Source organism: Lentzea sp. NPDC054927, assembly GCF_053610285.1.
On sequence record NZ_JBSGXZ010000014.1, the window covers coordinates 75,951 to 89,554 of the forward strand.

A 13,604-nucleotide genomic window follows, 5' to 3' on the forward strand; every position below is an offset into this window, starting at 1 on the left:
CCGATGTCACTCGGCGACAGCGCGCCAATAGGCTGTCCGGTAGACGGGGATCGTCGGCGGCCGATCAGCTGCCGTGGATCGTTTGGCAGCGCACGAGGGGAAGGCAATGGCTTCGGGTCCGCAGTTCCGGCTGCTCGGCCCGCTGGAAGTGCGCCTGGACACCTCTGCGGTGGTGTTGCGCGCGGGCAAGCACCGGGCGTTGCTGGCGGCGTTGCTGCTGCGGCCGAACCGCGTCGTCCCCGTGACGGAACTCGTCGAACACGTGTGGGGTGACACACCGCCTGCGCGCACTCGTGGAACTTTGCAGACGTATGTCATGCGGTTGCGGGCTGCGCTGGGCGACCCGTCGTTGATCCAGACGGCCGCGGACGGCTACCGGATGCGCGTGGACCCGTTGGCCGTGGACGTGCACCGGTTCGCTGACGCGGCTGCGCGCGGGCGTGCGGCCGCCGCTGTCGACGATCTGCCGGCGGCGCGCAAGGCGTTCGCCGAGGCGTTGGAACTGTGGCGCGGGCCGGTGCTGTCGGACGTGCCTTCCGAGACGCTGTACTCCGAGCACGCGCCGCGGCTCAACGAGCTGCTGATGACCGTGCACGAGCAGCGGATCGACGTGGAACTGGCGTTGGGCGACCACGCGGACCTGGTGCCGGAGCTGTTCGCGCTGACGCGGGACCACCCGTTGCGCGAGCGGTTCTGGGGCCAGCTGATGATCGCGCTGTACCGCGGCAGCAGGCAGGCGGAGGCGCTGGAGGCGTTCCGGCAGCTCGACCGGACGCTGGACGAACAGCTCGGCATCGACCCGTCGAAGGAGTTGCGGGCGCTGCACCAGGCGATCCTGGTGGGGGCGCCGGAACTGGCGGCGCCGGTCGCCAGGCGCGAACCGGAACGCCCGCAGGGGTCGCCGATGCGGCTGCCCGACGACATCTCCGACTTCACCGGCCGCGACTGGCACGTCGAACGGATCTCGGGGCTGATCACCGGCGGTTCGGTGCCGACCGTGACGCTGGCGGGACCGCCGGGGGTGGGCAAGACGACGCTGGCCGTGCACGTGGCGCACCTGTTGCGCGACCGGTTCCCGGACGGGCAGCTGTACGTCGACCTGCGCGGCTACGCACTGGGACCGCCCGCGGACGGGATGGACGTGCTGTCGCGGTTCCTGCGGGCGCTGGGGGTGCCGCCGGACGAGATCCCGCCGGACGCGGACGAGCAGAGCACGATGCTGCGGTCGCTGCTGTCGGGCCGGCGGATGCTGCTGGTGCTGGACAACGCCTCGGCGCCGGACCAGGTGCGGCCGCTGCTGCCGGGGACGGCGTCGTGCCGGGTGATCGTGACGTCCCGGGACGACCTGCGCGGGCTGATCGCGATGAACGGCGCGCGGACGGTGCCGGTGGACGTGTTCTCGCCCGCGGAGTCGGAGGCGCTGCTCACGACGCTGCTGGGGCAGGGTGATCACGCGGAGCTGGCTTCCCGGTGCGGGCACCTGCCGCTGGCGTTGCGGGTGGCGGCGGCCTATCTGGCCGGACGGGACGACGTAACGATCTCGGGGTCGCCGATCGAGCTCGCCCACGCCGCGCTGCCGCCAGCGCCGCAGCGGTTGTTCCGGCTGTTGTCGCTGGTGCCGGGGCCGGACTTCACCGCGGAGGCCGCGTCCGCGCTGGCCGACGTCGACGCCGACGGCCTGTTGACGGTGCTGGCGATCGCGAAGCTCGTGGTCTCCGCGGCTCCTGGGCGCTACCGCTTCCACGACGAGCTGATGCGCTACGCCGCCGCGTTGCGCGAGGAGTCGGACAGCCCGTCCGAACAACAGGCGGCGTGGACGGCGTTGCTGAACCACTACGTGCTCGGGGTCGAACGCTGTGCCGAGCTGCTCTACCCCGGGATCGTGCGGCTGCCGTCCTCCGCCTCGGGTCCGCCGCCCCGGATCTCGACCTCCGCCGAGGCGCTGGCGTGGCTCGACGCCGAACGCCCGAACCTGACCGCCGCCATCCGGCACGCGGCCCAGCACGGTCCCGCGGCGCTCGCCTGGCAGCTGGCCGACGGGCTGCGCGGGTACCTGTGGATCGGCCAGCACGTCGGTGAGTGGCTCGCGACGGCGCACCACGGCCTGCAGGCGGCCCAGGCGTCCGGGCACCGGCCGGCCGAGGCCGCGATGCACGCGAACCTCGGCACCCTCTACCTGCGGCTGGGCGAGTTCGCGCGGTCCGTGGAGCACCACAACCAGGCGATCGAGCTGTACCGGGCGCTGGGCGACAAGGACGCCGAGGCGAGCGTGCTGAACAACCTCAGCCTCGTGCACCGCCGCTCGGGCGAGCTGGGGGCCGCGAAGGAGGCCCTGGTGCGCTGCCTGGAGATGCTGCGGTCGGAGGAGAGCGTCAGCATCGGCCTGCACAACCTCGGGCAGCTCGCGGTGGAACTCGGGGAGATCGACGGCGCGGTCGAGCACTTCTCCCAGGCGTTGGCGCTCGCACCGAACGCCGACAGCCACACCTACCTCGGCCTGGCCCTGCGCCTGCAGGGCCAGTTCGCCGAGGCGCGCGCCCATCTGGAACGCGCACTGGACCTCGGCAACGTTCCCGCGGGCGAGGCCGAGACGCTGGAGAACCTCGCCGCGCTCGAACTCGCCTCCGGTGATTCCGACGCCGCGCTCGCGCTGGCCTCCCGCGCGTTGTCGCTGGTCGCGGACGGAGGGGATCAGCAGGTGGCGACGTCGGTGCGGGTCACGCTCGGCGAGATCCGGCGCGCGTCGTCCGACTTCACCGCCGCGGCGGAACTGTTCGAGCAGGCGCTGGCGACGGCACGGCGGATCGGGTACGCGTCCGGCGAGGTGCGGGCGCTGATCGGTCTCGCCGTGGTGTTGCGGGATCTGGAACGCCCCGCGGATGCTCGTTCCGCCGCCGAACAGGCCGTGCGACGCAGCACCGAACTCGGTCTGCGCGGCTTGGAGAACCGGGCCCGCGAGCTCAGCCGATAAGTCCTTCGAGGCGGTGTGCGAGCTGGTCCCACCGCCAGTTCTCGCTCACCCACTCCCGCCCTGCGCGTCCCATCTTGGCGGCCATCTCGGGGTCGGAGAGCAGCGCGGCGACCTTGGCGGCGACGTCCGCGACGTCACGGCCGTCGACGATGTTGCCGGTGGTGCCGTTGAGCACGGTCTCCGGTGCGCCACCGGAGCGTCCGGCGATGACGGGCAGCCCGGTCGCGGACGCCTCCAGGTAGACGATGCCGAGCCCTTCGACGTCGAGGCCGCGGCCACGGGTGCGGCAGGGCATCGCGAAGACGTCGCCGGCGTTGTAGTGCGCGGGCAGTTCTTCCCACGGCACCGAGCCGGTCAGCACGACGTCGCGGTTGCCGGCGGCCAGTTTCTCGAGCGTTCCCCGGTACGGCCCGCCGCCGACGATGAGCAGTGCGGCGTCCGGCACGGCACGTTGGATCAACGGCAACGCGCGGATCAGCACGTCCTGTCCCTTGCGCGGCACCAGCCGGGACACGCACACGATCACCGGACGGTCCGCGAGCCCGTACCGCCGCCGGATCTCGGCGCGCGCGGCGGGATCCGGGCGGTACAGCTCGGTGTCCACACCGGACGGAAGGTGCTCCAGCGCCGCCATCGGGCCGAACGCCGCGGCGAACCGCGAACGCGTGTAGCGGCTGACGTACGTCACGACGTCCACACCGGACCCGATGGCCCGCAACGCCTGCCGTGCCACCGGCAGCATCGACCAGCCGACCTCGTGGCCGTGCGTGCACGCCACCGCGCGACTCAGCCCGAGCGACGGCGCCAGCAGCGCCAGCGGTGCCGCCGCGCCGAACCACGCCGCGTCGCACGACTCGGCGCGGGCGATGTCGCGGGCGCGGTTCAGCACGTCCGGCGTCGGCAGCATCAACGACGTGGGATGCCGCACCACCGGGAACGGTTGCTGCGCGTCGAACTCCTCCGCGCCCTTCCACTTCGGCGCGTACACGACCAGGGATTCCGCGGGCAGCCGTGTCGCCAACGCGTGCAGGTAGGACTGGATGCCACCGGGGCGGGGCGGGAAGTCGTTGGTCACCAGCAAGGTTCGGCGCACGAACCCAACGCTATCCGATGCTCGATTTCAGGAACTCGCGCCAGCCCGCCACGTCGACGTCACCGAGGTCCACAGCGGACATCGCCGCGTGCTGCAGGAAGAAGTCCACGACACCGCGCTCCCCCAGCCGTGACTCCAGGTAGACCATGATCGAGTACGCCTGCTGGTAGGCCAGGTCACGCCCAGGACCACCGAAGTCGGCTGGCAGCGCCGAGACGTCCGAGGTGAGCTTCGGCGCGGCCTGACGCAACGACAGCCCGAGGCCGTGGAAGGCCACCCAGTCCGCGAACCCCTCCACCAGCCACAGTGGCGCAGAGTCCGACGTCAGATCACGCGTCGCGACGTGCGTGATCTCGTGCCGCAACAGCACGCGCAACTCCGTGTCCGTCAAGGACGCCGCACGCACCCGATTGATCACCACGCGCTGCCCGGCAGCGTCGCGGATCGCGATCCCGGCCATCTCCGCGAACGCCGGTCCGACGAGCGACACCAGCTCCGAATCGGACGCCGGCACAACGACATCGACCCGCCGCGCCCAGCTGATATCCAATATATCGGCAACACCGCGCACCGACTCGTCCAGCAGTCCCGACACCCGCCCGGCCAGCTCGGAATCGCACGAGCTGGCGGTCACCGTGCCCACCGCAACCTTCTGAACAGCCTCTTTGCAATGAACAGTTTCGGTCGACCGCAACTCAACGGGCCGTGTTGCAACGCTGAGGCCCAGCAGGAACGTCGCGGCGATGGTGATCGCCAGCAACGTCCTGAGGTATTTCACCGGCGCAACGCTAGCCCTCGATGCGCCGAATGGTCGCGATGGGCCCGATGGCGTCGATCGGTGCGATCTTCACCGGCTGCCCCTCCGTGGAGGCGTGCACGGCGCGTGCGTTGTCGACGGCCATGGCGACGTGCGACCGGCTCGAGTAGTAGACGATCAGGTCGCCCGCACGGACCTCGGGCCGTGTCACGACGCGCCCGACGCCGGCCTGTCCACCGGAGGTGCGCGGGATCGCGAACCCGGCCGCCGCGTAGGCCTTCATCGTCAGCCCGGCGCAGTCCCACTCGTTCGGCCCGGTGGCGCCGTACCTGTACACGTCCCCGCGCTGCGCCAGGGCGAACGCCAGAGCCAGGCCCGCCACCCCGGAGGGCACGCCGATCGCCGAGCGGTCACCCGGATCACGCAGCTGCGCGGCGACCGGGGCGGGCAACCTGGGCAGAGCCGCCTTCACCTCGGCGATCTGGGCCTGCAACGCCTGGTTGCGCCCGTCCAGGTCGCTCTTCAGCTTCTCGGCGGCCGCGGTCGCCTGAGCGGCGCGGGTGCGCGCGTCCTCCGCCACCTGGTGCGCCTGGCGGGCCTTTTCCAGCGCTCCGGAGAGCCGTGCCAGCGACTCCGCCTTGTCGGCGGCCAGCACCCGCATCATCTCCAGGCGGTTCAGGAAGTCCTGCTGCGAGTCCGCCACGAGCAGCGCCGACAGCTGGTTGAACCGCGCGCCCTCGAACGACGCCTGGGCGATGAGGTCGACCTGACTCTGGAACTCGGCCTCGTCCGTCTTGGCCTGCCGCTCGATCTGCTGCGCCGCAGCGACGGTCGCGGTCGCGCGGTCGAGTTCGGACCGCCGCTGGACGAGATCCTCCTGCGCGCGCAGGACTTCCTCGTTGAGCTTCGTCGCCTGCGCCGTCAGATCGGCGTACTGGCGTGCCGGGTCCGCCGGTTGCGCCGCTAAAGACACGGCCGGCATGACCGAAAGCAGCACTACGACCAGAAACCCATGGGCGATTTTGCGCGACATAAAGGTCGCCGATCCCCTTCGCGAGAACAACACCGTCAAGATCGACGGGCGTCAGGCTACCGGGTGATCAAACTCGCCCGAGACGGGCCAGCAACACAGCGGACGGCACCGGATGCGCACCGCGACGGCGCACCGAATCCGCGACCGCGCGATCCGACGTCACCACCACCACGGGCCGGCCCTCGGGCTCCGCGGTGACCAACGCCCGGATGACGTCGTCTGCCAGAACACCGGGGTCGCTGAAGAGCACGCGCACGCCACGAGGCGCCGCCGCGGGCACAGCCACCACGCCGGCGCCGTCGAACACCAACGTCACCTCGGCACCCGTGCGCGCCGCCAGCACGGCCAGCTGGTGCACGAGCCGATCGCGTTGATCCGACAGCGACAGCTCCGGATAGCCGGTCTTTGTGACGTTGTAGCCGTCCACCACCAGGTGCACCGCGGGCAACGCCAGCAGCCGGTCGAGTGCGGCGGGGTCCTCCACGCGTCCCACGGCCCCCTGCGACGCGCTGGCGCCCCGCACGAGGTCGGCAGGGCGCGGTCCGGTGCCGCCCCCGAGAGCCAGTTCGCGGCGCAGGCCCGTCACGGCGCCGTCGAGGGTGTCCACGAGCAACGCGAGCCGCACCTCGTCCGCCTGCCGGGCCTCCCGCGCGGACTGCCGGGCGACCTCGGCGTCCGCGATCGCCCGCTGCGCCTTGCCCCGCTCGGCCTCGGCCCGTTCCCGTTCCCGGTCGCGTTCGGCGGTGATGCGCTTGACCTCGTCCGCGGTGCGCACCTGGACCCGTTCGACCTCGGAGGTGGCGGCTTCCGCGGCGTCCTTGGCCTCGCGCAGCTTCACGCCCTGCTCGCGCAACCGCTTGCGCAGGCGTTCCAGCTCGACCTCGGCGTCGGCGCGGACGCGTTCGGAGGCGCCGTCGAGCTGGCTGCGTTCGGCCTTGAGCCGGTCCAGCTCGCCTTCGAGCCGTTCCGCGCGCACCACCGCCGCGTCGCGCTCGGCCCGCAGCGTCGCGTCGCCCACCCGCCGCGCCACCAGCTCCACGTAGTGCGGCGCGACGTCGTCACCGGTCAGCACCGCCGCCGCGGCAGCCGCCAGCGGATCCGGCGACGTCACCTCCAGCGTCGACGGCCTGTTCTTGCGCAGCCACTCCACGACAGCGGTGCGGAAGTTCGCCGAGTCCCGCAGGCCGGCGACGACCTGCGCGCCACCCAGTCGTGCTCGTTTGGTCGGGGCGAACTTGGCCACCGGGCGCAGATGCTGCGGCACGTCGACCTTCGCCATCTCACCCAGCGCGTCGGCACCCAGCTCCGCGAGCCTCACCCGCAACGGCTCCGGCAGGGCCGACCAGTCCACAGTGGAATCTTCTGTGGACTCGCCTACCTCCTCGGCAGGCTGGTCGAACTCGGGCTCGGGCATCGGGTCGGGCACCCCAACAGGCTAGAGCCCCCGTGCTTGAGCAGCGCACGGACGTGTCCACCCTTCCCAGCAACGATCTGGAAAAGATCACCGGTTGATCACTCGAACAGAGCAATCGCAGGTCAAAGCACCCTGAAAACAGACCCGGAAACGACCCGCGGAAACGATCACCGCCGAAAATTGTCAGACCCCGTCGCTAACGTCGCCCCCGTGACCGGTCAACTCTCCTTCGACGAGCTCGGCACGCCCCTGCGCGACACGACGTTCGTCGTCTTCGACCTGGAGACCACGGGCGGAAGTGCCGAAGAGGACGCCATCACCGAGATCGGCGCGGTGAAGGTGCGGGCGGGCGAGGTGCTCGGCGAGTTCGCCACGCTCGTCGACCCCGAGCGCGGCATCCCGCCGATGGTGGCGCAGCTGACCGGGATCACGCAGCTGATGGTGACGGGCGCGCCGAGGCTGGACACGGTGCTGCCCGCGTTCCTGGAGTTCGCGGCCGGAGCGGTGCTGGTGGCGCACAACTCGGGCTTCGACATCAGCTTCCTCAAGGCCGCCTGCGAACGGCAGGGCTACCGGTGGCCGAAACCGCCGGTCGTCTGCACCGTGAAGCTGGCGCGGCGCGTCCTTAGCCGCGACGAGGCGCCGTCCTGCCGGCTGTCGGCGCTCTCGGACCTGTTCCACACCTCGACCAAGCCCACCCACCGGGCCCTGGCCGACGCACGAGCGACCGTCGAGGTCCTGCACGCGCTGCTGGAGCGCGTGGGCAACGTCGGCGTGCACTCCCTGGAAGAGCTGCTGGCCTACCTGCCGGAGGTGACGCCGGAACAACGCCGCAAGCGCTCCCTGGCCGCGCACCTGCCGTCCACGCCGGGCGTCTACCTCTTCCGCGGCCCGAAGGAAGAGGTCCTCTACGTCGGCACGGCCTCGGACCTGCGCCGCCGCGTCCGGCAGTACTTCACCGCCAGCGAAGGCCGCCGCCGGCTCCGCGAGATGGTCGCACTCGCCGTGCGCGTCGACGCCGTGGAATGCGCGCACCCGCTGGAAGCCGAGGTACGCGAACTACGGCTGTTACGCGCCCACCGCCCCGCCTACAACCGCCGGTCGAAGAACCCGCACCACGCGTGGTGGCTGGTCCTGACCGATGAGCCGTTCCCACGCCTGTCGCTGGTCCGAAACCCGCGCGACGGCGCACTGGGCCCCTTCCGCACGCGTCAGGCCGCCGAGTCCGTATCCGCCGCGCTGCTGGACGCCGTGCCGCTGCGCGCGTGCACCATCAAGATCCCGGCGACCAACCAGCGAGCGTCCCCCTGTGCCCTGGCCGAACTGGACCGCTGCCAGGCACCGTGCGCGGGCCGCCAGACCGTCGACGAGTACTCCCCCGCCGTGGTGGCGGTGCGCGATCTGGTCGTGGGCAGAAGCGCCGACCCGTTACGCGCCCTCATCACGCAGATGGGCGGCCTGGCCTCAGCCGAACGCTTCGAGGAAGCCGCCCGCCGCCGCGACCGCCTGGCAGGCCTGGTCCGCTCGCTGGACCGCGCCCAACGCCTGGCGGCCCTGGCCGCACTCCCCCAACTCGTCGCCGCCCGGCCGGACCGCGAGGGCGGCTGGGAGTTCTCCGTAGTCCGCTACGGCCGCCTCGCCTCCGCCGGCGTCGCCCGCCGCGGCACCCGCCCGATGCCGGTGGTCGACGCCCTCGTCGCCTCAGCCGAGACGGTCGTCCCGACGGCGGGCCCGCTCCGAGGCGCGCCACCCGAGGAGACCGGCGTCGTCCTGCGCTGGCTCGACCAGCCGGGCACCCGCCTGGTGTACGCGGACGAACCCTGGTCCTCCCCCGCCGGCGCCGCGGCAGCATGGGTCCCGTGGGCCGAACAGGCCGCGGGCGCCCGCCCTCTCCACGACTGGCGAAGCTGACCCCAGGCCCATCACCGATCTCCGCACGCGCCCCGTCGTGGCTCCGGCCGCCCACCCCTTTGCAACGAGTCTTTTGACGACGAAGTCCAACGTCTCATTGCTAGGGCACTGGTCAGACGGCGTGTCGCCAACCGATATATCAGTTCGCGTGTCGACATAGCGACAACCCGGCGACAACTCTGGCCGCAGCTCACTGAGGCTCGGGACGTCGACGCGGCGGTCACCAGGGCATGGAGGCGGGCCGCCGGGTCGCTGCCCGCGAAGGTGAGCACGACGGCCTGGGCGACGCTGACGCCCAGGCCGAACGCGGCAGCGACGTCCTCACGTCTGCGATCAGCCGGTAGGGCACACTACGGGTGCTTTAGACACCCGTGCTGAGACCCCGAGGAGGACGCCGTGGTCACCGCCATCGTGCTGATCCAGGCCGCCGCCGAACGCATTCCCGAGGCGGCGCAGGAGATCGCCGACATCGACGGAGTCACGGAGGTGTACTCCTGCGCAGGTGACGTGGACCTGATCGCGCTGGTGCGGGTCAGCAAGCACGAGGACCTCGCCGCGCTGGTGCCCGGCAAGATCAGCAAGGTCGCGGGCGTGCTGAACACCGACACGCACATCGCGTTCCGCAGCTACTCGAAGCGAGACGACGAGGCCGCCTTCTCCATCGGCCTGGACGACGCCCAGTAGGCACCAGCAGGCCGCAAACCGCACCGCGCCCAGATCATTGGCGCGCCCGGCGCAACGAAAGCCCCCGTGAAGGTTCACGGGGGCTTTCGCGTCTGTCTGGACGAGAACTAGGCCTTCGGGTCGGCCGGCTTGCCCGCGAGCTCGCCTGCCTTGTCCTCGGCGCTGATCTCCTCGGAGACGTGCTTCTTCTTGCGCGCGTTCTCCAGTGCCACGGTCTCCTCGACCGGGTCCGGCGACCACGTGCTGCCGGCGACCGGGTGACCGGCCGAGCCGAGCTTGTTCATCTTCTTCGGCACCGCCGCGCCCTGGTAGGCGAGCGGGATCGGGTGGCCGTGGTCGTCCACCGGGCCGAGCGGCTGGTGGATCTCGATGAACTCGCCGTGCGGCAGGCGCTTGATGATGCCGGTCTCGACGCCGTGCTCCAGCACCTCGCGGTCGCCGCGCTGCAGGCCGATGCAGATGCGGTAGGCCACGAAGTAGGCGATCGGCGGCAGGATCAGCATGCCGATGCGGCCCATCCACGTCGTCAGGTTCAACGAGATGTCGAACTTGTACGCGAAGATGTCGTTGCCGCCCATGAGCAGCAGGACCATGAAGTACGTGATCGCCATCCAGCCGAGCGCGGTGCGGACGGGAACGTCACGCGGGCGCTGCAGCAGGTTGTGGTGCGCGTAGTCCTTGGTCATCTTGCGCTCGATCCACGGGTACGCGCCCGCGATGCCGGTCAGCAGGGGCAGGCCCAGGATGAACGGCAGGAACGCGGCCGGGATCGTGTAGTTGCCCAGGTAGAACTCCCACGCGGGCCAGATGCGGACCAGGCCGTCGGTCCAGCCCATGTACCAGTCGGGCTGCGAGCCGGCGGAGATTTGCGCGGGGTTGTACGGGCCGAAGTTCCAGACCGGGTTGATCTGGAAGACGCCACCCATGATCGCGATGACACCGACGACGATGGCGAAGAAGCCACCGCCCTTGGCCGCGAACACCGGCATGATGCGGACGCCGACGACGTTGGTCTCCTTGCGGCCCACGCCGGGGAACTGCGTGTGCTTCTGGTACCAGACGAGCGCCAGGTGCGCCGCGATCAGGCCGAGGATGATCGCCGGGATCAGCAGGATGTGCGCGGTGTAGAGCATCGGGATGATGTCCGTGCCGGGGAACTCCCCGCCGAACATCAGCCAGTTGATCCAGGTGCCGACCACGGGGAACGAGATCAGCAGCGCCGCCATCACGCGGAGGCCGGTGCCCGAGAGCAGGTCGTCCGGCAGCGAGTAGCCGAGGAAGCCCTCGATCGCGCCGAGCATGAACAGCACGATGCCGATGACCCAGTTGATCTCACGCGGCTTGCGGAACGCGCCGGTGAAGAAGATCCGGAACATGTGCACGACGATCGCCGCCATGAACAGCAGCGCCGCCCAGTGGTGCACCTGGCGGACGAACAGACCGCCGCGCGTCTCGAACGAGATGTCGAGCGTCGAGGCGAACGCCCGCGACATCTCGATGCCGCGGAGGTTCTCGAACGCGCCGTTGTAGGTGACCTCGGTCATCGACGGGTCGAAGAACAGGGCGAGGTACGTGCCCGACAGCAGCAACACGATGAAGCTGTAGAGCGCGATCTCACCGAGCAGGAACGACCAGTGCGTCGGGAAGACCTTGTTCAGCTGTTTGCGCAGGCCAGAGGCCGCGTGGTACCGCTCGTCGGCAGCGTTGGCCGCCGCCCCTGCGACGCGCGCGGCCGCGTTGGCCGGCTTCGTCGGCGTGGTGATGGCACTCATGACTTCCGCTCCCAGAACGCCGGACCCACAGCCTCGATGAAGTCGCTGCGGGCAACCAAGTATCCGTCTTCGTCCACCGTGATCGGAAGCTGTGGCAGAGGACGGGTTGCCGGACCGAACCGCGGCTTGGCGTACTCGAACACGTCGAACTGCGACTGGTGGCACGGGCAGAGCAGCAGACCGGTCTGCTGCTCGAACAGTGACGTCGGGCAACCCAGGTGCGTGCAGATCTTGGAGTACGCGTACAGGTCGCCGTAGTTGAAGTCTTCCTGACCGGCCCGCTTGGTGACGTTCTGGTTCGGGCGCATGCGGATGAGCATGACCGGCGCGTCGGCCCGCTTCAGGGCCGCGACCAGCGCGTGCTCGTCGTTGCGCTCCGACTCGCGGAACGGGAACACCGTCTCGAAGCCGCCCGGCTCGACGTCCTCGGGACGCACCAGGGAGACCTCGTGGAAGTTGCCGGTGTGGCGGCGGAGGTAGACCTTCTCGCCCTTTTCGGCCTTCCAGCCGGTGTGCCACAGCGAGTTCTTGGTCTCGCTGTCCGAGTGCGGGTTCTTGATGAGCGCGCCCAGCGGCACGGCGGCCACGCCCAGGCCCAGCACGCCGGCGCCGAGGCCAGCGGTGCGCTTGATCAGGCTGCGGCGGGCGATGCCGCTGCGCTCACCCGCGTCGGCGAGCTCCGCGACCAGCGTGGCGCGGTCGACCTCGGCCGACGGGCCGTCGTGACGCTGCTGCACCGCGAGCTCGTCGGGGATGAACTTCTTGGTGTAGAGCAGCGCGCCGACGCCCAGGCCCACCACCGACAGGCCCAGGAACAGGCCGATCAGCGGGTTGTAGAGCAGGTGCAGCAGGTGGCCGTCGGTGTGCGGGGCCTCGTACTGCCACGGCCAGAACAGGAACACGCCGAGGAACGCCAGACCCGACAGCGCGGAGATCATGAACCACAGCGCGACCACGCGCTGGGCCCTGCGCTCGGCACGGGTGCCGGGGACCGGGAACTTCTCCTCGTAGTGGACGAGCTCGACGCCGTCCATCTTCGTGCCGAGCTTGACGAGGTCGTCCCGGCTCATCTCCGCGAGCTCTGCCTCGCTGGGCAGCTCGATCGGCTTGTCGCCGCTCATGCCTTGGCTCCGATCCAGAGGGTCACGCCGATGAGCGCGGCGATACCCACGATGAACGCGATCAATCCCTCGGAGACGGGTCCGAACCCGCCCAGGGGGTTACCGCCGGAGTTGTTGTTTCCGTCGGTGACCGACTTGACGTACGCGATGATGTCTTTCTTCTCTTCCGGCGTGAGCTGGCGCTCGCCGAACTTCGGCATGTTCTGCGGGCCGGTCAGCATCGCCGTGTAGATCTGCTCCTCGGAGACCCCGTCGAGCGTCGGCGCGAACTTGCCGGACGACAGCGCGCCACCACGACCCGTGAAGTTGTGGCAGCTGGCGCAGTTGAGGCGGAACAGCTCGCCACCGCGCGCCGGGTTGTCGCCGCGCAGGGCCTCACCGGACTCGGAGGGCTTCTTCGGGCCCTCGCCGCCGTTCGCGGTGATGTAGGCCATCAGCGCGTTGATGTCCTCAGGCGAGAGCTTCGCGGGCTTGCGGATGGCCTGCGCCTCCTGCCGCGCCATGGGCATGCGGCCGGAGGAAGTCTGGAAGTAGACCGCGGCGTCACCGACGCCGATCAGGCTCGGCCCGCGGTCCTTGACACCTTCGAGGGACCTGCCGTGGCAGCCCATGCAGGTGTTCAGGTAGATCTGCTCGCCCTGACGGGCCAGAGCGTCCTGCTGCTGCGCCTGCGCGGTCTGCGCCTGGGGCGCGAACGCGGCGAACAACATGCCGGCGCTGAGCAGGGCGAAGCCCAGCGCGAGCAGGCCTGCGACCCGGCGACGCAGCTTCGTGCGGGCGCCGCGCGGGCGTTTCGTAGTGGTGGTCATGGTGTGCGGCAACCCTTGCTGTCAGTTCGGGAGCTCTGG

The 13,604-nt window shown here is 70.4% G+C and carries 10 protein-coding genes; 3 read left to right on the top strand and 7 right to left on the bottom strand.

What is annotated here, in order from left to right; all coding sequences use genetic code 11:
* The first annotated feature begins 106 nt into the window (after positions 1 to 106).
* Positions 107 to 2,971 carry a BTAD domain-containing putative transcriptional regulator gene (locus tag ACWGE0_RS20935; protein ID WP_452262557.1) on the top strand — a complete coding sequence of 955 codons (2,865 nt, stop codon included), beginning with the start codon at positions 107 to 109 and terminating at the stop codon, positions 2,969 to 2,971.
* On the opposite strand, the gene ACWGE0_RS20940 is transcribed toward ACWGE0_RS20935, so the two are convergent.
* From ACWGE0_RS20940 to ACWGE0_RS20955, 4 genes are all read right to left on the bottom strand, one after another.
* Positions 2,961 to 4,064 carry a glycosyltransferase family 4 protein gene (locus ACWGE0_RS20940; RefSeq protein WP_452262558.1) on the bottom strand — a complete coding sequence of 368 codons (1,104 nt, stop codon included), beginning with the start codon at positions 4,062 to 4,064 and terminating at the stop codon, positions 2,961 to 2,963. The two genes, ACWGE0_RS20935 and ACWGE0_RS20940, sit on opposite strands and share 11 nt — an antisense overlap.
* 10 nt (positions 4,065 to 4,074) lie before the next feature.
* Positions 4,075 to 4,842 carry a hypothetical protein gene (locus tag ACWGE0_RS20945; protein ID WP_452262559.1) on the bottom strand — a complete coding sequence of 256 codons (768 nt, stop codon included), beginning with the start codon at positions 4,840 to 4,842 and terminating at the stop codon, positions 4,075 to 4,077.
* Positions 4,843 to 4,852: 10 nt separating this feature from the next.
* Positions 4,853 to 5,854, bottom strand: a complete 1,002-nt coding sequence (locus ACWGE0_RS20950) for an NlpC/P60 family protein (RefSeq protein ID WP_452262560.1) — start codon at positions 5,852 to 5,854, stop codon at positions 4,853 to 4,855.
* A gap of 67 nt (positions 5,855 to 5,921) precedes the next feature.
* Positions 5,922 to 7,268, bottom strand: a complete 1,347-nt coding sequence (locus ACWGE0_RS20955) for an NYN domain-containing protein (protein ID WP_452262632.1) — start codon at positions 7,266 to 7,268, stop codon at positions 5,922 to 5,924.
* A gap of 210 nt (positions 7,269 to 7,478) precedes the next feature.
* Here ACWGE0_RS20955 and ACWGE0_RS20960 point away from each other — a divergent pair, with 210 nt between their 5' ends.
* Both ACWGE0_RS20960 and ACWGE0_RS20965 read left to right on the top strand, forming a co-directional pair.
* On the top strand, positions 7,479 to 9,179 hold the full coding sequence (locus tag ACWGE0_RS20960) for a DEDD exonuclease domain-containing protein (RefSeq protein ID WP_452262561.1): 1,701 nt from the start codon (positions 7,479 to 7,481) through the stop codon (positions 9,177 to 9,179).
* Between the two features lie 396 nt (positions 9,180 to 9,575).
* Positions 9,576 to 9,863, top strand: coding sequence for an Lrp/AsnC family transcriptional regulator (locus tag ACWGE0_RS20965; protein WP_030465012.1), 288 nt, complete (start codon positions 9,576 to 9,578; stop codon positions 9,861 to 9,863).
* A gap of 107 nt (positions 9,864 to 9,970) precedes the next feature.
* On the opposite strand, the gene qcrB is transcribed toward ACWGE0_RS20965, so the two are convergent.
* From qcrB to qcrC, 3 genes are read right to left on the bottom strand one after another with little or no spacing between them, the layout of a single operon-like run.
* Positions 9,971 to 11,635, bottom strand: coding sequence for a cytochrome bc1 complex cytochrome b subunit (qcrB, locus tag ACWGE0_RS20970; protein WP_452262562.1), 1,665 nt, complete (start codon positions 11,633 to 11,635; stop codon positions 9,971 to 9,973).
* Positions 11,632 to 12,756, bottom strand: a complete 1,125-nt coding sequence (qcrA, locus tag ACWGE0_RS20975; protein WP_452262563.1) for a cytochrome bc1 complex Rieske iron-sulfur subunit — start codon at positions 12,754 to 12,756, stop codon at positions 11,632 to 11,634. The genes qcrB and qcrA overlap by 4 nt, the downstream gene beginning before the upstream one ends.
* Positions 12,753 to 13,565 (bottom strand): cytochrome bc1 complex diheme cytochrome c subunit, encoded by an 813-nt coding sequence (gene qcrC, locus ACWGE0_RS20980; RefSeq protein ID WP_452262564.1) that lies wholly within the window; start codon positions 13,563 to 13,565, stop codon positions 12,753 to 12,755. Before qcrC ends, qcrA begins: the two co-directional genes overlap by 4 nt.
* Between the last annotated feature and the right edge of the window lie 39 nt (positions 13,566 to 13,604).